The sequence below is a fragment of the Neoroseomonas eburnea genome (assembly GCF_018129005.1).
GTDB classification, from domain to species: Bacteria; Pseudomonadota; Alphaproteobacteria; order Acetobacterales; family Acetobacteraceae; genus Neoroseomonas; species Neoroseomonas eburnea.
In genome coordinates this window covers 11,892-36,753 of record NZ_JAAEDL010000019.1, presented here as the reverse complement: position 1 = coordinate 36,753, position 24,862 = coordinate 11,892, and the positions used below count along the sequence as shown (strand labels likewise).

Annotated in this window: 20 protein-coding genes; 10 read left to right on the top strand and 10 right to left on the bottom strand. The window is 71.2% G+C overall.

The window, feature by feature from the left end; all coding sequences use genetic code 11:
• Positions 1–210 precede the first annotated feature (210 nt).
• Together lexA and GXW74_RS18260 are read right to left on the bottom strand one after the other, a co-directional pair.
• Positions 211–933 (bottom strand): transcriptional repressor LexA, encoded by a 723-nt coding sequence (gene lexA / locus GXW74_RS18265; RefSeq protein WP_211847975.1) that lies wholly within the window; start codon positions 931–933, stop codon positions 211–213.
• Between the two features lie 126 nt (positions 934–1,059).
• Positions 1,060–1,734, bottom strand: coding sequence for a cyclic nucleotide-binding domain-containing protein (locus GXW74_RS18260; RefSeq protein ID WP_211847974.1), 675 nt, complete (start codon positions 1,732–1,734; stop codon positions 1,060–1,062).
• Between the two features lie 225 nt (positions 1,735–1,959).
• On the opposite strand from GXW74_RS18260, the gene GXW74_RS18255 reads away from it, so the two are divergent.
• From GXW74_RS18255 to GXW74_RS18215, 9 genes are read left to right on the top strand one after another with little or no spacing between them, the layout of a single operon-like run.
• Positions 1,960–4,695, top strand: coding sequence for a nitrate/nitrite transporter (locus tag GXW74_RS18255; protein WP_211847973.1), 2,736 nt, complete (start codon positions 1,960–1,962; stop codon positions 4,693–4,695).
• 19 nt (positions 4,696–4,714) lie between these two features.
• Complete coding sequence (locus GXW74_RS18250) at positions 4,715–8,449, top strand: nitrate reductase subunit alpha (RefSeq protein WP_211847972.1); 3,735 nt, start codon at positions 4,715–4,717, stop codon at positions 8,447–8,449.
• Positions 8,450–8,454: 5 nt separating this feature from the next.
• Entirely contained in the window at positions 8,455–10,014 is a 1,560-nt protein-coding gene (narH, locus tag GXW74_RS18245; RefSeq protein WP_211847971.1) for a nitrate reductase subunit beta, read from the top strand.
• Positions 10,011–10,718 carry a nitrate reductase molybdenum cofactor assembly chaperone gene (gene narJ / locus GXW74_RS18240; protein ID WP_211847970.1) on the top strand — a complete coding sequence of 236 codons (708 nt, stop codon included), beginning with the start codon at positions 10,011–10,013 and terminating at the stop codon, positions 10,716–10,718. The genes narH and narJ overlap by 4 nt, the downstream gene beginning before the upstream one ends.
• Positions 10,719–10,730: 12 nt before the next feature.
• Positions 10,731–11,486: a respiratory nitrate reductase subunit gamma gene (gene narI / locus GXW74_RS18235; RefSeq protein ID WP_211847969.1), complete on the top strand. Its 756-nt coding sequence runs from the start codon at positions 10,731–10,733 to the stop codon at positions 11,484–11,486.
• 5 nt (positions 11,487–11,491) lie between these two features.
• Positions 11,492–12,319 carry a peptidylprolyl isomerase gene (locus GXW74_RS18230; protein ID WP_211847968.1) on the top strand — a complete coding sequence of 276 codons (828 nt, stop codon included), beginning with the start codon at positions 11,492–11,494 and terminating at the stop codon, positions 12,317–12,319.
• 6 nt (positions 12,320–12,325) lie between these two features.
• Entirely contained in the window at positions 12,326–12,850 is a 525-nt protein-coding gene (locus GXW74_RS18225) for a hemerythrin domain-containing protein (protein WP_211847967.1), read from the top strand.
• Between the two features lie 4 nt (positions 12,851–12,854).
• Complete coding sequence (locus GXW74_RS18220; protein ID WP_211847966.1) at positions 12,855–13,544, top strand: carbonic anhydrase; 690 nt, start codon at positions 12,855–12,857, stop codon at positions 13,542–13,544.
• 44 nt (positions 13,545–13,588) lie between these two features.
• Complete coding sequence (locus GXW74_RS18215) at positions 13,589–14,464, top strand: glycosyltransferase family 2 protein (protein ID WP_211847965.1); 876 nt, start codon at positions 13,589–13,591, stop codon at positions 14,462–14,464.
• Between the two features lie 254 nt (positions 14,465–14,718).
• On the opposite strand, the gene GXW74_RS18210 is transcribed toward GXW74_RS18215, so the two are convergent.
• From GXW74_RS18210 to GXW74_RS18175, 8 genes are all read right to left on the bottom strand, one after another.
• The gene (locus tag GXW74_RS18210) at positions 14,719–15,936 is read right to left on the bottom strand and encodes a molybdopterin molybdotransferase MoeA (RefSeq protein WP_211847964.1); all 1,218 of its coding nucleotides are present in this window, start codon (positions 15,934–15,936) and stop codon (positions 14,719–14,721) included.
• Positions 15,926–16,405 carry a cyclic pyranopterin monophosphate synthase MoaC gene (moaC, locus tag GXW74_RS18205; protein ID WP_211847963.1) on the bottom strand — a complete coding sequence of 160 codons (480 nt, stop codon included), beginning with the start codon at positions 16,403–16,405 and terminating at the stop codon, positions 15,926–15,928. Before moaC ends, GXW74_RS18210 begins: the two co-directional genes overlap by 11 nt.
• An 8-nt stretch (positions 16,406–16,413) precedes the next feature.
• Positions 16,414–17,253: an indole-3-glycerol phosphate synthase TrpC gene (trpC, locus tag GXW74_RS18200; RefSeq protein ID WP_211847962.1), complete on the bottom strand. Its 840-nt coding sequence runs from the start codon at positions 17,251–17,253 to the stop codon at positions 16,414–16,416.
• Positions 17,250–18,275: an anthranilate phosphoribosyltransferase gene (trpD, locus tag GXW74_RS18195; RefSeq protein ID WP_211847961.1), complete on the bottom strand. Its 1,026-nt coding sequence runs from the start codon at positions 18,273–18,275 to the stop codon at positions 17,250–17,252. The genes trpC and trpD overlap by 4 nt, the downstream gene beginning before the upstream one ends.
• A gap of 5 nt (positions 18,276–18,280) precedes the next feature.
• Positions 18,281–18,880 (bottom strand): anthranilate synthase component II, encoded by a 600-nt coding sequence (locus GXW74_RS18190; RefSeq protein ID WP_211847960.1) that lies wholly within the window; start codon positions 18,878–18,880, stop codon positions 18,281–18,283.
• A gap of 117 nt (positions 18,881–18,997) precedes the next feature.
• Positions 18,998–20,083 (bottom strand): glycosyltransferase family 9 protein, encoded by a 1,086-nt coding sequence (locus GXW74_RS18185; protein WP_211847959.1) that lies wholly within the window; start codon positions 20,081–20,083, stop codon positions 18,998–19,000.
• A 250-nt stretch (positions 20,084–20,333) separates the two neighbouring features.
• Positions 20,334–21,833 carry an anthranilate synthase component I gene (gene trpE, locus GXW74_RS18180; protein WP_211847958.1) on the bottom strand — a complete coding sequence of 500 codons (1,500 nt, stop codon included), beginning with the start codon at positions 21,831–21,833 and terminating at the stop codon, positions 20,334–20,336.
• The gene (locus GXW74_RS18175; protein WP_211847957.1) at positions 21,830–23,722 is read right to left on the bottom strand and encodes a peptidyl-prolyl cis-trans isomerase; all 1,893 of its coding nucleotides are present in this window, start codon (positions 23,720–23,722) and stop codon (positions 21,830–21,832) included. The genes trpE and GXW74_RS18175 overlap by 4 nt, the downstream gene beginning before the upstream one ends.
• A 405-nt stretch (positions 23,723–24,127) precedes the next feature.
• Here GXW74_RS18175 and tpiA point away from each other — a divergent pair, with 405 nt between their 5' ends.
• A complete protein-coding gene (tpiA, locus tag GXW74_RS18170; protein ID WP_211848033.1) occupies positions 24,128–24,847 on the top strand; it encodes a triose-phosphate isomerase in 720 nt (239 codons plus the stop codon).
• The last annotated feature ends 15 nt before the right edge of the window (positions 24,848–24,862 follow it).

The window sequence follows — 24,862 nt, the reverse complement described above, 5'->3', positions numbered from 1 at the left end:
CCCTGGTGCTGGCGACGAGACCCCCTGCCACGCCGCCGGCCGCTGCCCCGGCCCGACGGACCGCGGCCCCCACGCGCAAGCTGCCGGCCGCACCGTTCCATCCGGCGCAGTCCGCCAGCCGGTCGGCCCTTCCGGGCCGCGACCGAAAATCAGGACATGGATGCCGCCGCCGGTGTGCAGCTCATGTCCGGGCGGCCCCGGCGAGGCCGTTCAGTAGCGCCGCAGCAGCCCGACCAGCCGCCCCTGCACCTTCACGCGGTCCGGACCGAAGATCCGCGTCTCGTGGCGCGGGTTGGCCGGTTCCAGCGCGATCGAGTTGCCCCGCCGGCGCAGGCGCTTCAGCGTGACCTCGTTCTCGTCCACCAGGGCGACGACGATGGCGCCGTTCTCCGCGGTGTCCGCCCGGTGGATGATGACGGTATCCCCGTCGAGGATGCCGGCATCGACCATGGAATCGCCGGCAACCTCCAGCGCGTAGTGCTCACCGTTGCCGAGCAGGGCTGCCGGCACCTCGACCGAGGCGCCATTGTCGCGCAATGCCTCGATCGGTGAACCGGCGGCGATGCGACCGTAGAGGGGCAGGCTGACCGCGGCGGGATCGTTCGCGACTTCCGGCGTCGGGCGGGCAGGGGCCTGGGTGCCGAAGGGCCCGCGGATCACGTTGGGTCCGAGCGGCGCATCGGGCGCGCGGGCGGTCCGGGGCGCGCGCGGGGCCAGGTTCTCCGGCAGGCGGATCACCTCCAGCGCCCGGGCGCGGTGGGCGCGGCGGCGCAGGAAGCCGCGTTCCTCGAGCGCGGTGATCAGGCGGTGGATGCCGGATTTCGACTTGAGGGCGAGGGCGGCCTTCATTTCCTCGAAGGAAGGGGAAAAGCCGGTCTCGCGCAGGTGCCGATCGATGAACATCAGCAACTCATGCTGCTTGCGCGTGAGCATCCGGCCTCTCCTCCCGTGCCGGGCCGCCCGAAGCGAGCGGAACAAACCGGCAACCGTGATTGTGTTCTAGAAAGGTTCCGGAGTCACCGTCAATGGGATTCCCCTGTGGATGAACCCTCGTCGGGATCAGGGCTTCAACGCGCTCCGTTCCGACTGCCCGGGGTCTTCCGAGCCACCCCGGCGCAGGGCGCCCTTCTCCTCCAGCGCGGCCAGGGTGCGCGACAGCGTCTCCGGCGTCATGCCGAGCCGCGCGGCGATGGCCGTGCGCGGCTCGGGCAGGGCGGCGGCGAAGGCGCCACTCTGCTCCGGAACGCGCTGGGCCAGGAAGCGCGCGACCCGCGCCTCCGCGCTGCGCAGCTTCAGATCCACCACCTGGTCCACCATGAGCCGCCAGTGGCGCGCCAGCAGCTCGACGGTCGCGCCGGCGAGGGCGAGGTCCCGCTGCACACCCTCGCGATAGGATTCGGCCGGGATCATCAGCACCCGGATCTCGGTCAGCGCGACCGCCGAGGCGAGGTAGGGCAGCCGCAGCAGCACCGCGGGCGCAAGGAAGACCTCTCCGGCGCGGAAGATCTCGACGATCGTCCTGCCGCCGGTCTCCGCCATGGCCTGCAGGCCGACGCTGCCTGCGAGCAGCAGGTGCAGGAAGTCCGCCGGCTCATCCTGTTCGAACACCACGGTGCCGCGCGGCAGGAGCTGCGTGAAGGACAGGCGGACGAGTTCCGCCATCGCCTCGGTTCCCGCGGCGCTGAAGAAGGGCGAGCGCCGCAGCAGCTCCATGTTGCTCGACCGCTTATCCATCGTCCTTTCTCCCGGGCTTGTCGTCGCGCGCCGTGCGGTGTCGCGTCAAGCGTTGTCTTGATCCCTGTCAAGCACGACGACCAAGCGGCTCAAACGATGTCTTGTCGCATGTGGCCATGCACGGAATTTCACCGCCCGCCATGCCGCTGCACTTGATCTGGATCAGTCCCGGCGCGCATCGCCGGGGTCCTGATGCGCCCGCCTTCGACGAAACGGAGACGGGGCATGAGCCACCAGGCAGCAACGCCGGACGCCAGCGGGCAGGCCCGCGCGCTCTGGCTATCCACCATCGCCTTCACGGTCTGCTTCGCGGCCTGGACGATCTTCTCGATCCTCGGCGTGCAGATCAAACGGGATCTCGGCCTCAGCGAGTTCCAGTTCGGCCTGCTGGTCGGCACGCCGATCCTGACGGGCAGCCTGATCCGCCTCGTGCTCGGCGTCTGGACCGACCAGTATGGCGGCCGCATCGTCTACACGGCGGTGATGGTGACGGCGGCGGTCGCGACCGCGCTGCTCACCTTCGCCTATGACTACACGACCTTCCTGATCGCGGCGCTTGGCGTCGGTGTCGCCGGCGGGTCCTTCGCGGTCGGCATCGCCTATGTCTCCAAGTGGTTCCCGAAGGAGAAGCAGGGCACCGCGCTCGGCATCTTCGGCGCCGGCAATGTCGGCGCGGCGGTGACCAAGTTCCTCGCGCCCTTCGTGATGGTGGCCCTGGGCTGGAAGGCCGTGGCGCTGATCTGGGCCGCGGCGCTGCTGGTCATGGCGGTGCTGTTCTTCCTGATGACGAAGGACGACCCGGACCTCGCCGCCCGCAAGGCCACCGGCGCCAAGCCGGAATCCTTCCGCGCGATGATGGAGCCGCTGAAGAACGTCCAGGTCTGGCGCTTCAGCCTCTACTACTTCTTCGTCTTCGGCGCCTTCGTCGCACTCGCGCTCTGGCTGCCGCGCTACATCATCGAGACCTACGGCTTCGGCATCGAGGCGGCGGGCATGATCGGCGCCGCCTACTCGGTGCCGGCGAGCCTGTTCCGCGCCTATGGCGGGCTGCTGTCGGACCGCTTCGGCGCCAGGCGCGTGATGTACTGGACGCTCGGCGTCTCCGTGATCGTCACCTTCATCCTGTCCTATCCGCCGACCGACTACGTCGTGCAGGGCATCTCCGGAGAGATGCGCTTCCGGCTCGAAACCGGCGTCGTCGCCTTCATCGTGCTGGTCTTCGTGCTCGGCTTCTTCATGAGCCTGGGCAAGGCGGCGGTCTACAAGCACATCCCGGTCTACTACCCGAACCGGGTCGGTGCGGTGGGCGGCGTCGTCGGGCTGATCGGCGGCCTCGGCGGCTTCGTGCTGCCCATGGCCTTCGGCCTGCTGAACGACCTGACCGGCATCCGGCAGTCCTGCTTCATGCTGCTGTTCGTCATCAGCGCCGTCGCGCTGGTGTGGATGCACGTCGCCATCCTGCGCATGGAGCGCGAGGCGGCCGGCCCGGCGCTCGAGAAGCTGCCCGCGCTGCCGGAGATGCAGCCGATCCATGGCGCGGTGCAGGAAGGCGCCCTGCGCGGCCGCGCCATCGAGGACTGGCGGCCGGAGGACCCCGTCTTCTGGGAGGAGAAGGGCCGCGCCATCGCCCGGCGCAACCTCTGGGTCTCCATCCCCTGCCTGCTGCTCGCCTTCGCGGTGTGGATGGTGTGGTCGGTGGTGGTGGCCAAGCTGCCGGCGGTGGGCTTCCGCTTCACCACCGACCAGCTCTTCTGGCTGGCGGCGCTGCCCGGGCTGTCGGGCGCGACGCTGCGCATCTTCTATTCCTTCATGCCGCCCATCTTCGGCGGGCGGCTGTGGACCACGCTGTCCACCTGGTCGCTGATGATCCCGGCGCTCGGCATCGGCTTCGCGGTGCAGAACCCGGCCACGCCCTATTGGGTCTTCCTGGCGCTCGCGCTGCTCTGCGGCTTCGGCGGCGGCAACTTCGCCTCGTCCATGGCCAACATCTCCTTCTTCTTCCCGAAGCGGGAGAAGGGCAACGCGCTCGCACTCAATGCCGGGCTCGGCAATCTCGGCGTCAGCGTGGTGCAGTTCGTGGTGCCGCTGGCGATCACCGCGGGCGTCTTCGGCTGGCTCGGCGGCGAGCCGCAGAACCTCGGGACCGGCGGCACGCTGTGGCTGCAGAATGCCGGCTTCGTCTGGGTGCCGTTCATCGCCGCGGCGGCCTTCGCCGCCTGGTTCAGGATGGACGACCTCGCTTCCATGAAGGCGTCCTTCGCCGACCAGGCGGTGATCTTCCAGCGCAAGCACAACTGGATCATGTGCTTCCTCTACACCGGCACCTTCGGCTCCTTCATCGGCTACTCCGCGGGCTTCCCGCTGCTGGCCCGCACCCAGTTCCCCGAGGTCGACGCGCTGCAGTTCGCCTTCCTCGGCCCGCTCGTGGGCGCGCTGTCGCGCTCCATGACCGGCTGGGTGTCGGACAGGTGGGGCGGCGGGCGCGTGACCTTCTGGGTCTTCGCCCTGATGGCCGCGGGCGTCTACGGCGTGATCCACTTCCTCGGCATCAAGGACCAGCCCGGCGCCTTCTGGGGCTTCTTCGGCTGCTTCATGCTGCTGTTCTTCGCGACCGGCGTGGGCAATGCCTCCACCTTCCAGATGATCCCCGCGATCATGGGCAAGGAGATGGGGCGGCTGATGCCCGCCGCCGACGCCACGGCGCGCCGCGCCCAGGCGGAGAAGGAGAGCGCGGCCATCATCGGCTTCACCTCCGCCATCGCCGCCTATGGCGCCTTCTTCATCCCCAAGAGCTACGGCAGCTCGATCGCCATGACCGGCAGTCCGCTCGCGGCGCTCTGGGGGTTCTTCGCCTTCTACCTGCTGTGCATCGCCATCACCTGGGGCGTCTACACCCGCCGCGGTGGCCTGCTGCACGACGTCGAGCGCGGCCGCACTCCCGGCCCCGCCGTGAACGCCTGACCGGGAAGGAACCGATACGATGAGCCATTTCCTGGACCGCCTGACCTACTTCAGGAAGTACGCCGGCACCTTCTCCAACGGCCATGGCGACGTCACCACCGAGAGCCGCGCCTGGGAGGAGGCCTACCGGTCGCGCTGGGCGCACGACAAGATCGTGCGCTCCACCCACGGGGCGAACTGCACCGGGTCCTGCTCCTGGAAGATCTACGTCAAGGGCGGGATCGTCACCTGGGAGACGCAGCAGACCGACTATCCGCGCACGCGCCCCGGCCTGCCCAACCACGAGCCGCGCGGCTGTTCACGCGGTGCCTCCTACTCCTGGTATCTCTACAGCGCGAACCGCATCAAATACCCGATGATGCGCAAGCGCCTGGTTGCGCTGTGGCGCGCGGCGAAGGCGCAGTTCGCCGACCCGGTCGCGGCGTGGAAGTCGATCCAGGACGATCCGGCGAAGCGGCACGAATACCAGTCCGCGCGCGGCATGGGAGGCTTCGTGCGCGTGACCTGGGAGGAGGCGGAGGAGCTCATCGCCGCCGCCAACGTGCACACGGTGAGGCAGCACGGGCCGGACCGCGTCATCGGCTTCTCGCCGATCCCGGCGATGTCGATGGTCTCCTACGCCGCGGGCAGCCGCTATCTCTCGCTGATCGGCGGCGTCTGCATGTCCTTCTACGACTGGTATTGCGACCTGCCGCCGTCCTCCCCGCAGACCTGGGGCGAGCAGACGGACGTGCCGGAATCCGCCGACTGGTACAATGCCGGCTTCATCATGATGTGGGGATCCAACGTGCCGCAGACGCGCACGCCGGACGCGCACTTCATGGCCGAGGCCCGCTATCGCGGCACCAAGGTGGTGACCGTCACGCCCGACTATTCCGAGGCGTCGAAATTCGCCGACCTCTGGCTGCATCCGAAGCAGGGCACGGACGCCGCGCTCGCGCTGGCGATGGGCCACGTGATCCTCAGCGAATGGCACGCGAAGGGTAAGGGCGACTACTTCCTCGACTACTGCCGGCGCTACTCAGACATGCCGATGCTGGTGATGCTGACGGAGAAGGACGGGCGCCTGGTGCCCGACCGGCAGCTTCGCGCCAGCGACCTGGTCGGCAATGCAGGGGAGAGCAACAACCCGGATTGGAAGACCATCGCGATCGACGACGCGACGGGCAATCTGTACGTTCCGACCGGCTCCATCGGCTTCCGCTGGGGCGAACAGGGCAAGTGGAACCTCGAAGGGCGCGACGCCAAGACGCTTGAGGCGGTGACGCCGCGACTGTCGATGCTCGGCAACCGGACGGAGGCGGTCACCTTCCCCTATTTCGGCGATGGCGCGACGGCCTTCTTCAACCCGACGCAGCTCGGCGACACCGTCACGCATGACGTGCCGGTGAAGATGGTCCCGCTCGCCGATGGCAGCACCGCGAAGGTGGCGACCGTCTACGACCTGTTCCTCGCCAACTATGGCGTGCTGCGCGACGGCGCCGCGAACTACGACGCCATGGCGCCCTACACCCCGGCCTGGGCCGAGGCGGTCTGCGGCGTGCCGCGGAAGCAGATCATCACCGTGGCGCGGGAATTCGCCGACAACGCCGAGAAGACCAAGGGCAAGTCCATGGTCATCCTCGGGGCGGCGCTGAACCACTGGTACCACTCGGACATGAACTACCGCGGCATCATCAACCTGCTGGTGATGTGCGGCTGCATCGGCCAGTCGGGCGGCGGCTGGGCGCATTACGTGGGCCAGGAGAAGCTGCGCCCGCAATCCGGCTGGATCCCGGTGGCCTTCGCGACCGACTGGGCGCGGCCTCCACGGCAGCAGAACAGCACGTCCTTCTGGTACGCGCATACCGACCAGTGGCGCTACGAGACGGTGCAGGTGAAGGACATCCTCTCGCCCACCGCGCCCAAGGCAATGACCGGCGCGCTGATCGACTTCAACATCCGCGCCGAGCGCATGGGCTGGCTGCCCTCCGCGCCGCAGCTCGCGCGCAACCCGCTGACCATCGCGGCGGAGGCCGAGGCGGCCGGCATGCCGGTGCCGCAATACGTGGCGCAGTCGCTCAAGGCCGGCACGCTCGAGATGTCCTGCGAGGACCCCGACCATCCGGCCAACTGGCCGCGCAACCTGTTCGTCTGGCGGTCGAACCTGCTCGGCTCCTCGGGCAAGGGGCACGAGTACTTCCTCAAGCACCTGCTCGGCACGCAGCACGGCGTGCAGGGCAGGGACCTCGGCGAGCAGGGTGCCGCGAAGCCGGAGGAGGCCGCGTGGCACGACGAAGCGCCGCGGGGCAAGCTCGACCTGCTGGTGACGCTCGACTTCCGCATGAGCACCACCTGCATGTACTCCGACATCGTGCTGCCGACGGCCACCTGGTACGAGAAGCACGACCTCAACACCTCCGACATGCATCCATTCATCCATCCGCTGTCGGCGGCGGTTGATCCGGCGTGGGAAAGCCGCACCGACTGGGCGATCTTCCGCGGCATCGCCAGGCGCTTCTCCGCGCTGTGCGACGGCCATCTCGGCAAGGAGAAGGACACCGTCCTCACCCCGCTGATGCATGACAGCCCGGCGGAGCTCGGCCAGACGCACCTGATCCGCGACTGGAAGAAGGGCGAGGTCGAGCCGATCCCCGGCAAGACCATGCCGGCGGTGACGGTGATCGAGCGCGACTACCCGAACACCCATGCGCGCTTCACCTCGCTCGGCCCGCTCATGGAGAAGGTGGGCAACAACGGCAAGGGTATGGCCTGGAAGACCGGGCACGAGGTGGAGTTCCTCCGCCACCTCAACGGCGAGGTCGAGGTCCCGGGCGTCGAAGGCAAGCTCGCGAAGATGGAATCGGACATCGACGCCTGCGAGACGCTGATGCACCTTGCCCCCGAGACCAACGGCCATGTCGCGGTGAAGGCGTGGGAGGCTCTCGGCAAGTTCACCGGGCGCGACCACCGCCACCTCGCGCTGCCGAAGGAACACGAGGCGATCCGCTTCCGCGACGTGCAGGCGCAGCCGCGCAAGATCATCTCCTCCCCCATCTGGTCGGGGCTGGAGAGCGAGGAGGTCTGCTACAACGCCGGCTACACCAACGTCCATGAGCTGATCCCCTGGCGGACGCTGTCCGGCAGGCAACAGCTCTACCAGGACCATCCCTGGATGCTCGCCTTCGGCGAGGCGCTCTGCCTCTACCGCCCGCCGGTGGATCTCCGCGCCACGGGGCCGATGCACGGCGTGAAGCCGAACGGCAACAGGGAGATCGCGCTCAACTTCATCACCCCGCACCAGAAGTGGGGCATCCACAGCGTCTACACGGACAACCTGCTGATGCTCACCCTCTCGCGCGGCGGGCCGATCGTGTGGCTGTCCGAGGTGGATGCGGCGGAAGCCGGCATCGAGGACAACGACTGGATCGAGGCCTTCAACACCAACGGCGCGCTCTGCGCCCGCGCGGTCGTCTCCCAGCGCGTCCCGAAGGGGATGGTCATGATGTACCACGCGCAGGAGAAGATCGTGAACGTCCCGGGCAGCGAGATCACGCATGCCCGCGGCGGCATCCACAACTCCGTCACGCGCGCCACCATCAAGCCGACGCACATGATCGGCGGCTATGCGCAGCTCGCCTACGGCTTCAACTACTACGGCACGATCGGCACCAACCGCGACGAGTTCGTGCTCGTGCGGAAGATGGCGAATGTCGAGTGGCTGGACGGCCCGCGCGTGACACCCCAGGCGTCTGACCTCAAGGCGGCGGAGTAACGGCCATGAAGATCCGCGCTCAGATCGCGATGGTCCTGAATCTGGACAAGTGCATCGGCTGCCACACCTGCTCCGTCACCTGCAAGCAGGTCTGGACGAGCCGCGAGGGCGTCGAGTACGCCTGGTTCAACAACGTCGAGACCAAGCCCGGCATCGGCTACCCGAAGGACTGGGAGAACCAGGACAAGTGGAAGGGCGGCTGGACGCGCAAGCGCAACGGCAGGATCCAGCCGAAGATCGGCGGCAAGTGGCGCATCCTGGCGAACATCTTCGCCAATCCGAACCTGCCCGAGATCGACGACTACTACGAGCCCTTCACCTTCGATTACACGCACCTGCAGACGGCGCCTGAATCCGAGGCGATGCCCGTCGCGCGCCCCGTCTCGCTCATCACCGGCGAGCGGATGGAGATCAAGTGGGGCCCGAACTGGGAGGAGATCCTCGGCACGGAGTTCCGCAAGCGCTCCGCCGACCGCAACTTCGAGGGCATCCAGAAGCAGATCTACGGGCAGTTCGAGAACACCTTCATGTTCTACCTGCCGCGCCTGTGCGAGCACTGCCTCAACCCGTCCTGCGTCGCCTCCTGCCCCTCGGGGTCGATCTACAAGCGGGAGGAGGACGGCATCGTCCTGATCGACCAGGAGAAGTGCCGCGGCTGGCGCATGTGCGTCTCCGCCTGCCCCTACAAGAAGATCTACTACAACTGGCAGTCCGGTAAGGCCGAGAAGTGCATCTTCTGCTACCCGCGCATCGAGGCGGGCGAACCGACGGTGTGCTCCGAGACCTGCGTCGGCCGCATCCGCTACCTCGGTGTGCTGCTCTACGACGCCGACCGCATCGAGGAAGCGGCGAGCACCGAGAACGAACAGCAGCTCTACCGCAGCCAGCTCGACATCTTCTGCGACCCCAATGACCCAGCGGTGATCGAGCAGGCGCGCAAGGACGGCGTGCCGGAAGCATGGCTGGAGGCTGCGCGCCTCAGCCCGACATACAAGATGTGCATCGACTGGCAGATCGCCTTCCCGCTGCACCCCGAATACCGCACGCTGCCGATGGTCTGGTACGTGCCGCCGCTCTCCCCCGTGCAGTCTGCGGTGGAGGCCGGCCATGTCGGCTGGAAGGATGGCCTTCCGGACATCTCCTCCCTCCGCATCCCCGTGAAGTACCTCGCCAACCTGCTGACGGCGGGGGCGGAGACGCCGATCGTGCTGGCGCTCCAGCGCATGATGGCGATGCGCATGCACATGCGTGCGCGCACCGTCGAGGAGCGCGACGACCCCGAGATCCTGGAGAAGGTCGGCCTGACCCGCGCCCAGGTGGACGACATGTACCAGACGCTGGCGATCGCGAACTACGAGGACCGCTACGTCATCCCCACCACCCATCGCGAATACGCCGAGAACGCCTTCGACCTGAAGTCGTCCTGCGGCTTCTCCTTCGGCCAGGGCTGCTACGACGGCCGCACCGTGGGCAACCTGTTCAGCGCCGCCGGCCCCTCGGCCGGGCGCATGGCGCCGCCGCGCATCCGCGAGGCGGAGGAAGCGAGGAAGGAGGCCGCGAAGTGAACAAGCGCCTCGCCATCCTCTCGACCCTGCTGCGCTATCCGGACGAGGCGCTGCGCGCCGACCTGCCGGATGTGATGGAGGCGATCGCGACCGCGGGCTTCAACGACCGCGACCGCCGCGCCCTGGAACGGCTCGCCCGGCGGCTCTCCGCCGGCGACCCGCTCGACCGGCAGGAGGACTTCGTGCGGCTCTTTGACCGCGGCCGTTCCACCAGCCTGCACCTCTTCGAGCATGTGCATGGGGACACCCGGAACCGCGGTCCCGCCATGGTCGAACTCGCGGCGGTCTACGATGCCGCCGGCTTCGCCATGGCCGGTCGGGAACTGCCGGACTACCTGCCGCTCGTGCTCGAATTCTGCGCCGTGGCGCCGCCGGAGACGGCGGCGAACCTGCTCGGCCAGGCGGGGCCGCTGCTGCAGCAGATCCACGCCAAGCTGATGTCACGCGGCCTGCCGTCCTCGCGCGGCTACGCGGCGGTGCTCGCCGCCGTGCTGTCGGAAGTCGCCCTGGCGCCGGTCACCCTGCCGACCGACGCGCAGGACCAGGCGGACGAGGACGACCTCGCCGCCATCGACGCCGCCTATGAGGACCAGCCCGTGGTCTTCGGCCCGGAATCCGACCCCGACCGAGAAGGCGCCCGCGCCAAGGTCGCCGCCATGATCCAGCGCCTGCGCTCGATGCGCCAGGCCGCAGCCAAGCACTGAAGGAGGATCGCGATGTTCGCCCTCTGGGACGGTTTCACCGACTACCTGCACACCTTCCTCTTCGGCATCTACCCCTACATCTGCGCCGGCGTGTTCTTCATCGGCAGCCTGATCCGCTTCGACCGCGACCAGTACACCTGGCGCTCCGGCTCTTCCCAGCTGCTGCGCGCGAGGCAGTTCCGCTGGGGATCGAACCTGTTTCACCTCGGCATCCTGTTCATCTTCTTCGGCCACCTGGTCGGCCTGCTGACGCCGCATTCGCTCTATGAGCACTTCATCACCGTGCAGCAGAAGCAGATGCTGGCCATCGCGGCGGGCGGCGTCGCCGGCGCGATATGCTTCGTCGGCCTGACGCTGCTGCTGCACCGGCGCCTGTTCGACGAGCGAATCCGCCGCACCAGCACGGCGATCGACATCGCCATCCTGGCGCTGCTCTGGGTGCAGCTCTCCCTCGGCATCATCACGCTGCCCTTCTCGATCGGGCATCGCGACGGCGGGATGATGCTGCAGCTTTCCGCCTGGGCGCAGCACATCGTCACCTTCCGCGGCGGAGCAGCCGAGTACGTTCGCGGCGCGGACTTCGTCTTCCAGCTCCATATGGTCATGGGCATGACGCTGTTCCTGCTGACGCCCTTCTCGCGGCTGGTGCACATCTTCTCCGCACCGGTCTGGTATCTGGGCCGGAACTGGCAGATCGTGCGCCGCCGCGGCGGCGCGACCACCCGTCCGGGTCCGGTCGCGGCGCCGCACGCGCGGGCCGCGGAGTGACCGCCATGGTCGTGCGCTTCAACCCGCCACCCGAGCGGCCCGCCGCGCCCGCCCCGATGGGTCCGGCCCTGCCCGAGCACGATGTCGTCGTGAACGGCACCACCATCACGGCGCGCGAAATCGCCGCCGAGATGCAGCATCACCCCGCCGACAGCGCCGAGGCCGCCTGGAGCGCGGCGGCCCGGGCGCTGGTGATCCGCCGCCTGTTGCAGGATGCCGCCGCGGCACGTGGCCTCGACCCGGAGGACGACGCCTCGCTCGAGGCCCTCCTGGACGCTGAGATCACGGTGCCGGATCTCGACGAGGCCGCCGCACGCCGCTGGCATGCCGCCCACCCGGATCGCTTCGGTGCCCCGGACCTTTGGGAAGCGAGCCACATCCTCATCGCCGCCGATCCGGAGGATGAGGAAGCGCGCGTAGCGGCCGAAGCGAAGGCGCAGGAAATCCTCGCCCAGGTCCAGTCGGACCCGTCCTGCCTGCCGGCGCTGGCACGCCTGCATTCGGATTGCCCCTCGCGCGAGGAGGGTGGCCATCTCGGCCAGGTCGCGCGCGGCAGCACGGTACCGGAGTTCGAGACCTTCCTCGCCGGCCTGGCACCCGGCCAAGTCTGCCCTGTCGTGGTGAAGTCCCGCTACGGCATGCATGTCGTCCATCTGCATGCCCACGCCCCGGCGACGCGCATGCCATTCGAGGCCGTGGCGGACCTCGTCGCCGGCGACCTGCGGGAGCAGGCCTGGCGCGCCGCCGTGCGCCAGTACATCGCCGTTCTGGCCGGCCGCGCGCGGATCGAGGGCTTCGATCTCGCCGGGGCCGACGGGCCGCTCGTGCAGTAGGGTGCCGTGCGCGGGCCCGGGCGACGGCGGGGTGGCGCGGAGTTCGGGGATGTCGGCCCTGAACTTCTCGCCGACCCGATCGCCTTCCTCTCGGCCGAGCATGTCCGCCAGGGCGCCCTGCTCGGGCATATCGAGCGGCTGGCGCGTCACCCGGAAGGGCCCGGCAGCCGCGCCCTCGCCCAGGCGCTCGTGGAGTGGCTGGAAGTCGACCTGCCCCGCCACTTCGCCGATGAGGAACGCTCCCTGCACGCCCGCCTCGAACCCTACGACGGCGAGGGCCTGTTGCACCGGCTCCGCGCCGACCATGCGGAGGAGGAAGCGGAGATGCCGCCGCTGATCGCCGGCTTGCGGGCCATCGCCGCGCACGAGCCGCCCGCACCGGATTTCGCCGCGCGCGCGCTGCGCTTCGCGACCGCCTTCCGCGCCCATCTCGCCATCGAGGAGGCGGAGGTCGCGCCGCTCGCCCGCCGCGTCCTGGCGCCGGAGGTGCTCGCGGAGATCGCGGCCGAACTGGCTGCACGGAGGGAGTGACGCCATGCGACTGTCCCCCGGACCTTCCTCCGCCGCGCTCCAGCGCCTGGTCGACGGCTTCGACCGCTTCCGTGGCCAGCATTTCGAGGCCGACGCCGAGCTCTACGACGCCCTGCTCGAAGGCCAGCATCCCGAGGTGATGGTCATCGCCTGCTCGGACAGCCGCACCGATCCGGCGATCATCTGCGGCGCGCAGCCCGGCGACCTTTTCGTCGTCCGCAACGTGGCCGCGCTGGTGCCGCCCTGCGAGCGCGACCGCCGCCCGCACGGCACCGCGGCGGCGATCGAATTCGGCGTCGTCGCCCTGGGCGTTCGGCATGTCGTCGTGCTCGGCCATTCCTTCTGCGCCGGCGTGCGCTGCCTGCTGGAACACGACCACGGCGCGGAGCGCTTCGCCTTCGTCTCCGATTGGGTGAACGTGGCGCGCGAGGTGCGCGAGGAAATGGACGGCCTCGTCACCGAAGCGGAGCGCCTGCTGGTCGCCCGCCGCGCGGAGCAGGCGGCGATCCTGTCCAGCCTGCGCCACCTGACGACCTATCCCTTCATCGCCGAACGGATCAGGGAAGGGCGGCTGTCCCTGCACGGCTGGTACTTCCACTTCGGCTGGGGAACGCTGCAGGCGGCGGAGGGGCCGCGCGGGCCGTTCCGTCAGCTCGACAGCGGGGAGACGCCGCGGCCCGCGATCGGCGGTTGATCGGACGGCTTCCCACGGCGCGGGGCCTGGCCGCATGCTGGGGCATGGTGCCCCCCGACCTTTCCGTCCTGATCGCCGCGCACCGGCTGCACGACCTGTTGCCGCTCGCCGTCGCCTCCGTCCTTGCGCGCGCCGAGGGCGTGGCGGTGGAGATCGTCGTCGCCTCCGACGACGGCACGGACTACGCGACGCTGCTGCCCGCCGACCCGCGGCTGCGCTTCACCGCGGTGGGGCCGGTGGCGAGCGGCGCGCATGCCGCGCGCAACCGGGCCCTCGCCATCGCGACCGGTGCCCATGTGATGATCCTGGATGGCGACGACGCGCTGGAAGGGCCACCCGATGGGATCGCGCAGGCGCTGGACCTCGCCCATGTCTGCGGCGCGGTGCTGGTGCCGAGCATCGTGCGCGACCCTGGCGGCGCCGAGGTCCGCCGCGTTCCCGCGCCGGGCGCGCGCCGCTACGGCTTCGGGGAATGGCGGCACGCCTTCTCCTCGCTGCACCTGGTGGCGCGGCGGGACCTGGTGCAACCCTTCGCGCCGTTCCGGCTGATCGACGACGTGGTGTTCGACTTGCGCGCACTCGCCGCCGCAGGGGGCGTGGTGCCCGTGGCGGATGCGCTTGCCTACCGCTACCAGCTTCGCGCGGGGCAGATGACCGACACGGCCGGTGCGCGCTTCGATGCGGAATACGCCGAGGCGCTGGCCCGCATCGGCGCCGATGGCTTCGGCTTCGGCGCGCAGGCGAAGCAGGCGGCGCGGGTGCTGCGACGCTGGCGGGCGATGAACCGGCTGGTGGGCGGGGGTGGGTCGCGGCCGGCGCTGGGGGACTATCACCGGGCGGTGGCGGGGTATCTGGAAGGAAGGTCGGGGGAGGGTGAACCTCCCCCGAACCCCCTCCCTTCCTTGGGACTTGGGAACTGACAGCCGAAGTCATGCCAGCGGCAGGAGTTCTTGACTCGTGCCGAGGCCGCGAATGTGGTCCGGCGAAGCCAAGCAGACCGGAGGTTTGCGCCCGGCGTCCGAGGGCACCAAGAGGCGGATGCCAGCGGTCGCGTATAGCGGCCGTTGGTATCAGTTCCCAAGAAGCCAAAGAAGGTTGGGGGGCTCGGGGGGAAGTTCTCTTCCCCCCGACCTGCAGCGACCGCACAGGTCAAGGAACCGTCGCGCTTCGGGCGCTACACACCGAGTTCCGCGAGAACGATCACCTCCACCTCCGCCATCGCCGGCAGGGCCGGCGCGTGCGGGGCGCGCAGCACCAGCGCATCGGCGCGGGCCAGCGTCGCGAGCATCGAGCTGTCCTGCACCTCCGCCGGCGTCGCCACCACGTGCCCGGCCTTGTCGATCGACAGCGTCGCGCGCAGGTGGTCCGCGCGCTGGTCGTTCGCCGCCAGCGGCACGGCCGTGAGCACGCGCCGCGTCGGCGGCGGGCCGCCCGGCTGGCCTGACAGGCGCGCGATGGCGGGCATCAGGAACAGCACGCCGCAGGTGAGCGCGCTGACCGGATTGCCCGGCAGCCCCAGCACCGGCGTGCGTCCCAGGCGCCCCGAGATCACCGGCTTGCCTGGCCGCATGGCGATCTTCCAGAAGCCGAGTTCGAAGCCTTCGCCGCCGAGCGCCTGCTGCACCAGGTCGTGCTCGCCCACGCTGGCGCCGCCGGTCGTCACCAGCATGTCGAAGGCATGGGCGGCGCCGGCGACCTCGGCGATGGCGCGCGTGTCGTCGGGCGCGATCGGCAGGATCACGGGTTCGCCGCCCGCGGCGCGGATCAGGGCCGCGAGCGCGTGCGCGTTGGAGGAGACGATGCCGCCCGGCGGAACAGGGTCGCCCGGCAGGGTGATCTCGTCGCCGGTCGCCAGGATGGCGATGCGCGGCCGGCGATGCACCGTCAGCCACGGATTGTTGGACGCGGCAGCCAGGCCGATGTCGCGCGCGGTCAGCTTCCGTCCCGCGGGCAGCACCTCGCTGCCTTCCACGAAGTCCAGCCCGCGGCGGCGGATGTGACGCCCGGCCCGCGCGGCTTCCTTCACCAGCACGCTGCCGTTGTCGGCCTCGGCATCCTCCTGGATCAGGACGGCGTCGGCGCCGGCGGGGATGAAGCCGCCGGTGAAGATGCGCACCGCCTGGCCGGGGCCGACCTCGCCCTCGAACGGCCGGCCGGCGGGGGCGGAGCCGATCACGGCCAGCCGCGCTCCCTCCGTCGCATCCGCCGCGCGCAGCGCATAGCCATCCATCGCGGAGACATCGGCGGGCGGCTGCGTCAGCCGCGCCGTCACGCCGCGCGCCAGCACGCGGCCGGCGCCCTCGGCGAGCGCGACCGTCTCGGCGACGGTCGGCGTCAGCGCGGCGAGGATGCGCCCGCGGGCCTCCTCGATGGAGAGGAGGTCACTCGCCATGAAACTCGCCCGACTTGCCGCCGGCCTTGTGCACCAGGCGGACATCCTCGATGCGCATGCCGCGATCGGCGGCCTTCACCATGTCGTAGACGGTCAGCGCGGCGACGGTCACGGCGGTCAGCGCCTCCATCTCCACGCCGGTGCGGCCTGTCACCTTCACCGTGGCCTCGATGGCGACGGCGTCCTCGCCCTCGGGTTCGAGATCCACCGTCACCTTGGACAGCATCAGCGGATGGCACAGGGGAATGAGATCCGCGGTCCGCTTCGCGGCCATGATGCCTGCGAGCCGCGCGACGCCAAGCACGTCGCCCTTGCCGGCGCGGCCTTCGCGGATCAGCGCCAGCGTCGCCGGCGCCATCACGATGCGCCCGCGGGCGGTCGCGGTGCGTGCGGTCTCCGCCTTGGCCGAGACATCGACCATCGCGGCCCGCCCCGCCGCGTCGAAATGCGTGAGCGGCCCTGCGGGCATGGCTGCGTTCAGCGCGCGTCGACGAGTTCGCGCGCGGCGGCGCTGACGTCCGGCTGCCGCATCAGGTGCTCGCCCACCAGGATGCAGTGGGCGCCGACGGCGGCCATCCGGCGCACGTCGGCCGGCGTGCGGATGCCGCTCTCGGCCACCGGCAGCCTGTCGGCCGGCACGAAGGGGGCGAGTTCCTCGGTCTTGCCGATGTCGGTCCTGAGCGAGCGCAGGTCGCGGTTGTTGATGCCGATCAGCCGCGTGTTGAGGCCGAGCGCACGATCGAGCTCGCGCCTGTCGTGCACCTCGGCGAGCACCGCCATGTCGAGCGAGCGGGCGATGCCGAGCAGTTCCGCCGCCGTGTCGTCGGTCAGGCACGACATGATGAGCAGGATGCAGTCCGCGCCCATCGCCCGGGATTCGAAGACCTGCCAGGGATGGATCATGAAGTCCTTGCGCAGCACCGGCAGGGTGCAGGCGGCGCGCGCGGCCTCCAGGTGCTCCCGCGCGCCCTGGAAATAGGGGCCGTCGGTCAGGATCGAGAGGCAGGCCGCGCCGCCTTCCTCATAGGCGCGGGCGAGGCCCGGCGGGTCGAAGGGGTCGCGGATCAGCCCGCCGGAGGGCGAGGCGCGCTTGATCTCGGCGATCAGCCCGGTGCGGCCCTCGCCGATGCGGTCGCACAGGGCGCCGACGAAGTCGCGGACCGGCGGGGCCGAGGCGGCGGCGCGCTCGATCTCGGATTGCGGGGTGGCGGCCATCCGCTCGGCCACCTCCTTCGCCTTGTCCGCGAGGATGTTGACGAGCACGTCCGGCACCGAGGCGGTGTCGACGGGCGTGGTGATCACATGGGGGGCGTTCATGCGGGGGCGTCCTTGGGGGGGCAGGCGGCCCGAAGCCGAGTCAGTACGCCAAGCGCGGCGCCATCGTCTATCGCCTTGGCGGCGAGGGTCGCGCCCTCGCGCAGGGTCCCGGCGCGGCCGGCGACGATCAGCGAGGCGGCGGCATTGAGCAGCACGACATCGCGATAGGCGCCGTGCGCGCCATTCAGCAGGGCTTCCAGCGCGGCGGCATTGGCCGCCGGTTCGCCGCCCTTCAGCGCCTCGGCCGGGGCGCGGCGCAGGCCGGCATCCTCGGGGCTCACGGTGAATTCGCGGAGGGTGCCATCGGCCTCCAGCGAGACGACCTGGCTCTCGCCGGCCAGCGTCAGCTCGTCGAGGCCCTGGCCATGCACCAGCCAGGCCCGTTCCGTGCCGAGCCGGCCGAGCGTCTCGGCCATCGGCCGCAGCCATTCGGCGGCGAAGGCGCCGGTCATCTGCCGCTTCACCCGCGCCGGGTTCGCCATCGGCCCGAGCAGGTTGAAGATGGTCCGCGTGCCCAGTTCCACCCGCGGGCCGGCGGCATGGCGCATGGAGGCATGGTGCCGCGGTGCCATCAGGAAGACCATGCCGGCCTCGGCGAGCACCTCGGGCAGCTTCTCGAACGGCACGTCGAGCGAGATGCCGAGCGCCGAGATCGCATCCGCCGCGCCCGACTTCGAGGAGAGGTTGCGGTTGCCGTGCTTGGCCACCGGCACGCCGCAGCCCGCCACCACCATGGCCGTCGCGGTCGAGATGTTCAGCGTGCCCGCGCCGTCGCCGCCGGTGCCGACGATGTCCATGGCGCCATCCGGCGCCTCGATCGCGATCATGCGGGCGCGCATCGCGCGGACGGCGCCGGTCATCTCGGCCACCGTCTCCCCCCGCACGCGCATCGCCATCAGCAGGCCGGCGATCTGCGCCGGCGTCGCCTCGCCGCCCATGATGATGCCGAAGGCTTCCTCGGACTCGCTCTCGGCCAGGCGCTCCGCATTCGCGAGGCGGGCCAGGATCGGCTTGAGGGACATGGAAATCAGGCCGCGGCGGGTGTCGGCAGGGCGGCGCCGGCCAGCGTCAGGAAGTTGCGCAGCAGGTCGTGGCCATGGGCGGAGGCGATGCTCTCCGGATGGAACTGCACGCCGGAGATCGGCAGGTCCTTGTGCTTCAGCCCCATGATGATCCCGTCCTCGGTCCAGGCGGTGATCTCCAGGCAATCGGGCAGGGTCGCGCGGTCGACGATCAGCGAGTGGTAGCGCGTGGCGGCGAACGGGGAGGGGATGCCGGCGAAGACGTCGGCCCCGTCGTGGTGCACCTGCCAGACCTTGCCGTGCACCGGTTCGGGCGCGCGCACCACCTGGCCGCCGAAGGCCTGGCCGATCGCCTGGTGGCCGAGGCAGACGCCGAGCACCGGCAGCTTCACCTCGGCGGCGAGCGAGATCAGCGGCAGGCAGATACCGGCCTCGTTCGGCGTGCATGGCCCGGGGGAGAGCACGACGGCCTCCGGCCTCATGGCGAGCACGCCCTGCGGGTCGATGGCGTCATTGCGCTTGACCTCCACCTTCGCCCCCAGGTCGCCCAGGAAGTGAAAGAGGTTGAAGGTGAAGCTGTCGTAGTTGTCGATCAGCAGGATCATGGTGAGCGATCCATGGACCCAGGCGGCGGGGGAATCAAGGTCGACGCGGAACCGTGAGGTGTGATGCGGGGGCCTCGCCGGGATACCGCGTCCGGCGCGCCACGGCGCCTCGCGGGTTCAGGCTGCCGGCGGCAGGTTCCCGCTGCGCACCAGGAAGGCCGCCCGCGCCACGGCGCCGCGCCAGTCCGCCCCACCGTCCGGGCAGCGCACCAGCCGCACCGAGGGATACCAGAGCGGCACATCCGCCGCGTGCAGCCAGCGCCAGTCGGCCTGCCGGCCATGCGTCAGCATCAGCGCCGGCCGGCCCAGCGCCCCGGCCAGGTGCAGCACCGCCGTATCCACCGTGACGACGAGGTCGAGCGCCTCGATCGCCGCCGCGGTGTCGAGGAACCAGTCCGCGCCGGTGTCGAGCTCCGGCCCCAGCCGGTCGAGCGGGAAGGGTGCTTCCTGCTCCTCCCCCGGCCCCTTCTGCAGGGCAAAAAGCCGTACGCCCGGGACCGCCGCGAGCGGGGCGAAGGCGGCAAGTGGCGCCGAACGGTTCGCGTCCACCGGCGCCTTCGGGTTGCCCTGCCAGACGATGCCGATGCGGAAGCCCTCGCCGCCGATGCGCGCCCGCATCTTCGCCCGGCGTTCGGGCTCCGCTGCCAGGTAGGGCACGCGCCCCCGATAGGCTTGCGGCGACAGCCCGAGCGCGCGTGGCAGGTTCAGCAGCGGCAGCCAGGCCTTCACCCCGGCGATGCTCCCCGGGGTGGTGCTGGAGCGCAGGTCCAGCCCCTCGCAGAGCGGCGCCACCAGCGCATGCAGCCGCGGGTCGAGCACCGCATGCACGCGCATGCCGCGCGCCGCCAGCAGCGGCAGGTAGCGGGCGAACTGGATGGTGTCGCCGAGGCCCTGCTCGCCCATCACCAGCACCGCCTCCGGCCGGCCCTGGCCGCGCCAGATCGGCATCGGCTGCGGCCCGTCCGGCCCCGGCCGCGTCACCCGCGGGAAGGCGGAGGGCAGCAGGTCGAAGCGGACCTCGTAGGCATCCCAGGCTTCGTTCCACAGGCCGGCCTGGAACAGGGCACGGGCGTGGGCAGCACGGATGCGCGGCTCGCCCGGGACCAGCGCGGCGAGGCTGCGCAGCGCGGCGGCGGCTTCGACGGGGCGGCCGGCGGCGCGAGCGTCCTCCGCCAGGGCGAGGAGGGGCGCGAGGTCGGTCACGGGCGGTGGCGGGGAGGGCGCCGCCCTCCCCGGACCCCTCCCGCCAAAGGCCTGAGGGCCTTTGGAAACCTCGACCCGGTCGGTGGGTTGGGGGAGGGCCATGGCGCGCCAGGGATCGAGGGCGCTCGGGTGATGCCCCACCCAGGGCCCGCCGATGAAGTACCGGTGTCCAGAGGCCCTTCGGCCTCTGGCGGGGTGAGGTGCGGAGAGGGGCGGCGCCCCTCTCCGCCGCGCCCTTGCCCGCCCGCGCTCACCGGCGCCCGGACGCGAACCGGACCGCTTCCTCCGCCGCCCGGAACAGCGCCCGCGCCTTCTGCCGGGTCTCCTCGTATTCCGACTTCGGATCGGAATCCGCGACCACCCCCGCGCCCGCCTGCACGTACATAGTGCCATCCTTCACCAGCGCCGTGCGCAGCGCGATGCAGGTGTCCATGCCGCCATCGGCGCCGAAATACCCGATGCCGCCCGCGTAGAGCCCGCGCCGCGAGGGTTCCAGCTCCTCGATGATCTCCATCGCCCGGATCTTCGGCGCACCGGAGAGCGTGCCGGCGGGGAATCCCGCGCAATAGGCGTCCAGCGCATCGAGCCCGGCGCGCAGCCGCCCCTGCACCTCGGAGCCGATGTGCATCACCTGCGAATAGCGCTCGATCTGGAACTGCGCCGTCACCTTCACCGACCCGATCTCGGCGACGCGGCCGACGTCGTTGCGGCCGAGGTCGAGCAGCATCAGGTGCTCCGCCCGTTCCTTGGGATCGGCGAGCAGCTCCGCCTCCAGCGCGCGGTCCTCCTCCGGCGTCACGCCGCGGCGGCGCGTGCCGGCGAGGGGGCGCACCGTCACGGTGTTGTCGCGGCAGCGGACCAGGATCTCCGGGCTCGCGGCGACGACGGAGAACCCGCCGAAATCGCCGAACACCAGGAAGGGCGCCGGGTTGATCCGCCGCAGCGCGCGATAGAGCGCGAAGGGCGGCAGCGCGAAGGGTGCCGAGAAGCGCTGCGACGGCACGATCTGGAAGCAGTCGCCGGCGCGGATGTACTCCTTCGCGCGCTCCACCGCGGCGATGAAGCCGGCCTCGGTGAAGTTGCTCTCCGGCGCCGGCATGGCGGGCAGGGCGGCCGGCGGGGCGGGGCGGGGCACCGGGCGGTCGAGCGCGGCCTCGGCCTCGTCCAGCCGGGCATTGGCCGCGTCCCACGCCGTGGCGGGGTCGCTGCCGGGCCAGATCGGCGCGCAGAGCGTCAGCGTATCCCGCACATGGTCGAACACCGCCATGACCGTCGGCCGCGTCATCACCGCGTCCGGAATGCCGAGCACGTCCGGATTGGTCGCCGGCAGCCGCTCGATCAGCCGCACCATGTCGTAGCCGAGGTAGCCGAACAGGCCCGCGGCCATCGGCGGCAGGCCGGCCGGCACCGGCATGCGCGCCTCGGCGATCGTCCGGCGCAGGCTGTCGAGCGCATGGCCTTCCTCCGGCACGAAGGCGTGCGGGGCGGACAGCGCGTGGCGGTTCACCTCGGCGCGCCCGTCGCGGCAGCGCCAGACCAGGTCGGGCGCCAGGCCGATCGCCGAATAGCGCCCGCGCGCCGCGCCGCCCTCGATCGATTCGAGCAGGAAGGCATTGGCTTGCGCGCCGCCGGTCAGCTTGAGGAAGGCGCCGACCGGCGTGTCGAGGTCGGCCACCCGTTCCCGCACCAGGATGGCGCCGCGCCCGGCGTCCAGCGCCGCGCGGACGGAGGCGAAGGAGAGCTCGTTCATCGGCCGGTCACCTGTTCCAGAAGCTGCCGGTTGATCCGCACATCAGCGCGGCCGCGCAGCGCGACCGCATATTGCTCCTCGAGCTCGTTGAGCATGGACTGTTCGATCTCGCCGCGCATCCGGCCGAGGCCGAGCGGGTCGGAGGCCGGGTCGAAGCGCAGGACGTCGGCCAGCCGCGCGACGGCGAAGCCGGCGCGCGTCTCGGCCATGGTGGCGTCGCCCGGCTTCGCCTCGAACAGTGGCGCCAGCAGTTCCGGCGGCAGCGCGCCGGCCTGGGCCGGGTCGCGGCCGAAGGGGCCGATCGGCTGGACCGTGAGGCCCGCCTCCGCCGCCGCTTCGGCGATCGGCCTGCCGCCGCGGATCGCGGCGAGCAGGCCGGCGGCGCGCTCCTCCGCCGCGCGGCGGCGGGCGTCCGCGAGGTAGGCGGTGCGCACCTGAGTCTCGACGCTCTCGAACGGACGCAGCGCGGGCGGCGTGACGCCGCGGATCTCGATGGCGACGAAGGCGTCTCCCATCTCGGTCATGCGCGGCGGGTCGCCCTGGCGGGCGGCGAAGACGGCGCGCAGCAGGGCGGCCTTCTGGGCGTCGGGTACCGGCAGGGCGACCGCCTCGTTCGCCGGGTCGCGGCCCTCGGCGTCGAGCGTCGCGGTGGTCAGCGCCAGGCCGAATCGGGAGGCGATCTCGGCCAGGCCGGCGCCGCCGGCGAGTGCGTCCTCGACGCGGTTGGCGCGCTCATAGGCGAGGTCGAGGGCACGGTCATGCGCCACCTCCCGCCGCAGCTCGTCGCGCACCTCGGCGAAGCTGCGGGTGACGGCGGGCTCGACGCGCTCCACCTGGATCACGTGCCAGCCGAAGGGGCTCTGCACCGGCTCCGTGATGCCGCCCGGCGCGGCGGCGAAGGCGGCCTCGGCGATCGCGGGGAGCGGCATCGCGGCACGGTCGAGCAGGCCGAGATCGGCGGCGCTGCCGCCGGCCGCGGCGGCGGCGGCCTCGATCGCCGGGAAGTCGGCGCCGCCGCGCCAGGTCTCGGCCAGGGTCTTCGCCGCGGCCTCCTCCGGCAGCACCGCCTGGCGCAGGGCGCGGCGTTCCGGCGTGTCGAACTGGGCGCGGCGCTGCTCGTAGGCCTGCTGGAGATCGGCGTCGGAGACCTCGATCTCGGCCGCCATCGTCCCGGGGCTGAGCACGGCGATCGCCGCCTCCCGGTATTCCGGGGCGGAGAAGCGCTGCGGGTTGTTCTCCTGGTAGCGGCGGAGCTGGGCCTCTGTCGGCGCCTCCGGCTCGGGCATGGAGGCGAGGGGGATCTGCACCACCTCCGCCACGCGGCGTTCCATGGCCCAGGCGAGCAGCGGAGCGGACAGCACGTCCGGCCCCGCCGCGCCGGAACGCACGGCGCCGCCGAGCTGCTGGCGCAGGATGTCGCCGCCGATCATGGCGAGGAACTGCGGTTCGGAGATCTGGTTGCTGCGCAGCAGGCCGTCGAGCATGGCGCGCGAGAAGGTGCCGTCCGGCCCGCGCAGGCCCGGGATGGCGAAGACGGCGTCGCGCACCGTCCCGGCCGGGGCGACGATGCCGAGGCGTCGGGCCTCGGTCCGCAGGGCGCGCTCGGCGATGAGCTGTTCGAGCGCCGAGGCGGCCACCGCGCGGCGTATATTCTCGTCGGGCTCGAAGCGGTTGCCGAGCTGGCGGGCGATGCGCGCCATCTCGCGCTGCGCCGCGGCCTGGGCCTCGGGCAGTTCGATCGGCTGGCCGCCGACATGGGCGACGGCGGTCTCGCGGCCGAAGTTCCGCACCACGTCCTCGATCCCCCAGATGGCGAAGGACAGGACGAGGAGGATGAAGAGGATCTTGGCGACCCAGGTGCCGGCGAGGCGGCGAAGCGCGGTGAGCATGGGCGCGTGCTTACCCGCGCGCCCGGGCTGGCGGAAGGGGTTGAGGAAGGAAGCCGAGGCCCGGGCGGCCGGAGACGGGCACCAGCCGGTCGGCGCCGGGATCGCCCGGTGAAGGCCGGGCGGGCCTGTTCCGCCGGGCCACCCCCGCCATGGGGGCGCAGCGGTCGAAGGGCACTGGTGAGGATCGACCGGGGCAGGTGGGGATGGCGGTCCCGGCCCGACGGGGTTGGGGGCGTTGCGATCCCCGTCACGCCTGGGTCGGACGGTGGTGCGGTGATGCCGGTCCCGCCGGGCCGGCGACCTGCGGCATGCAACGGAGCGCCCGCCCATGGACAGCCCCGGCGCCCGCCGCTAACCCCGTGCCGGCACGCAAGGGGAAGGGAGATCGCCGCCGTGACGCCTGGACTGCGCCCGCTCATCGCCGGGAACTGGAAGATGCATGGCACCCTGCGCGAGGCGGCTTCCCTCGCCGAGGGCGTCCGCGCCGGCGCTGCGGGCCTCAAGGCCGAAATCCTTGTCTGCCCGCCGTTTCCGTACATCCATGTCGTCGCGGTCGCGATGCTCGGCCAGCCCGTCGCGGTGGGCGGCCAGGACTGCCACCTGGCGGCGAAGGGCGCCCACACCGGCGACGTCGCCGCCCCGATGCTGCGCGATTGCGGCGCCACCTACGTGATCCTCGGCCATTCCGAGCGCCGCGCCGACCACGGCGAGACCGATGCGGTGGTGAAGGCCAAGGCGGCGGCGGCCATCGCCGCCGGGCTGACGCCCGTCGTCTGCGTCGGCGAGACGCTGGCCCAGCGCGAGGCCGGCCAGGCCGAGACGGTGGTCCGCGCCCAGGTCGGCGGCAGCCTGCCGGAGGGCTTCGCGGCCGCCGGCGGCGTCGTGGCCTATGAACCGGTCTGGGCGATCGGCACCGGCAGGACGCCGACCGAGGCGGACATCGCCGCCATCCACGGCGCCCTGCGGGAGACGGTGGGCGGTGCCACGCGGCTGCTCTATGGCGGCTCGGTCAAGCCGGGCAATGCCGCCGCCATCCTCGCCCTGCCGCATGTGGACGGGGCGCTGGTCGGGGGTGCGAGCCTGGTCGCCGAGGATTTCCTCGCCATCGCGCGCGCCGCGGGGTAGCCCCCGGCCCCCGGT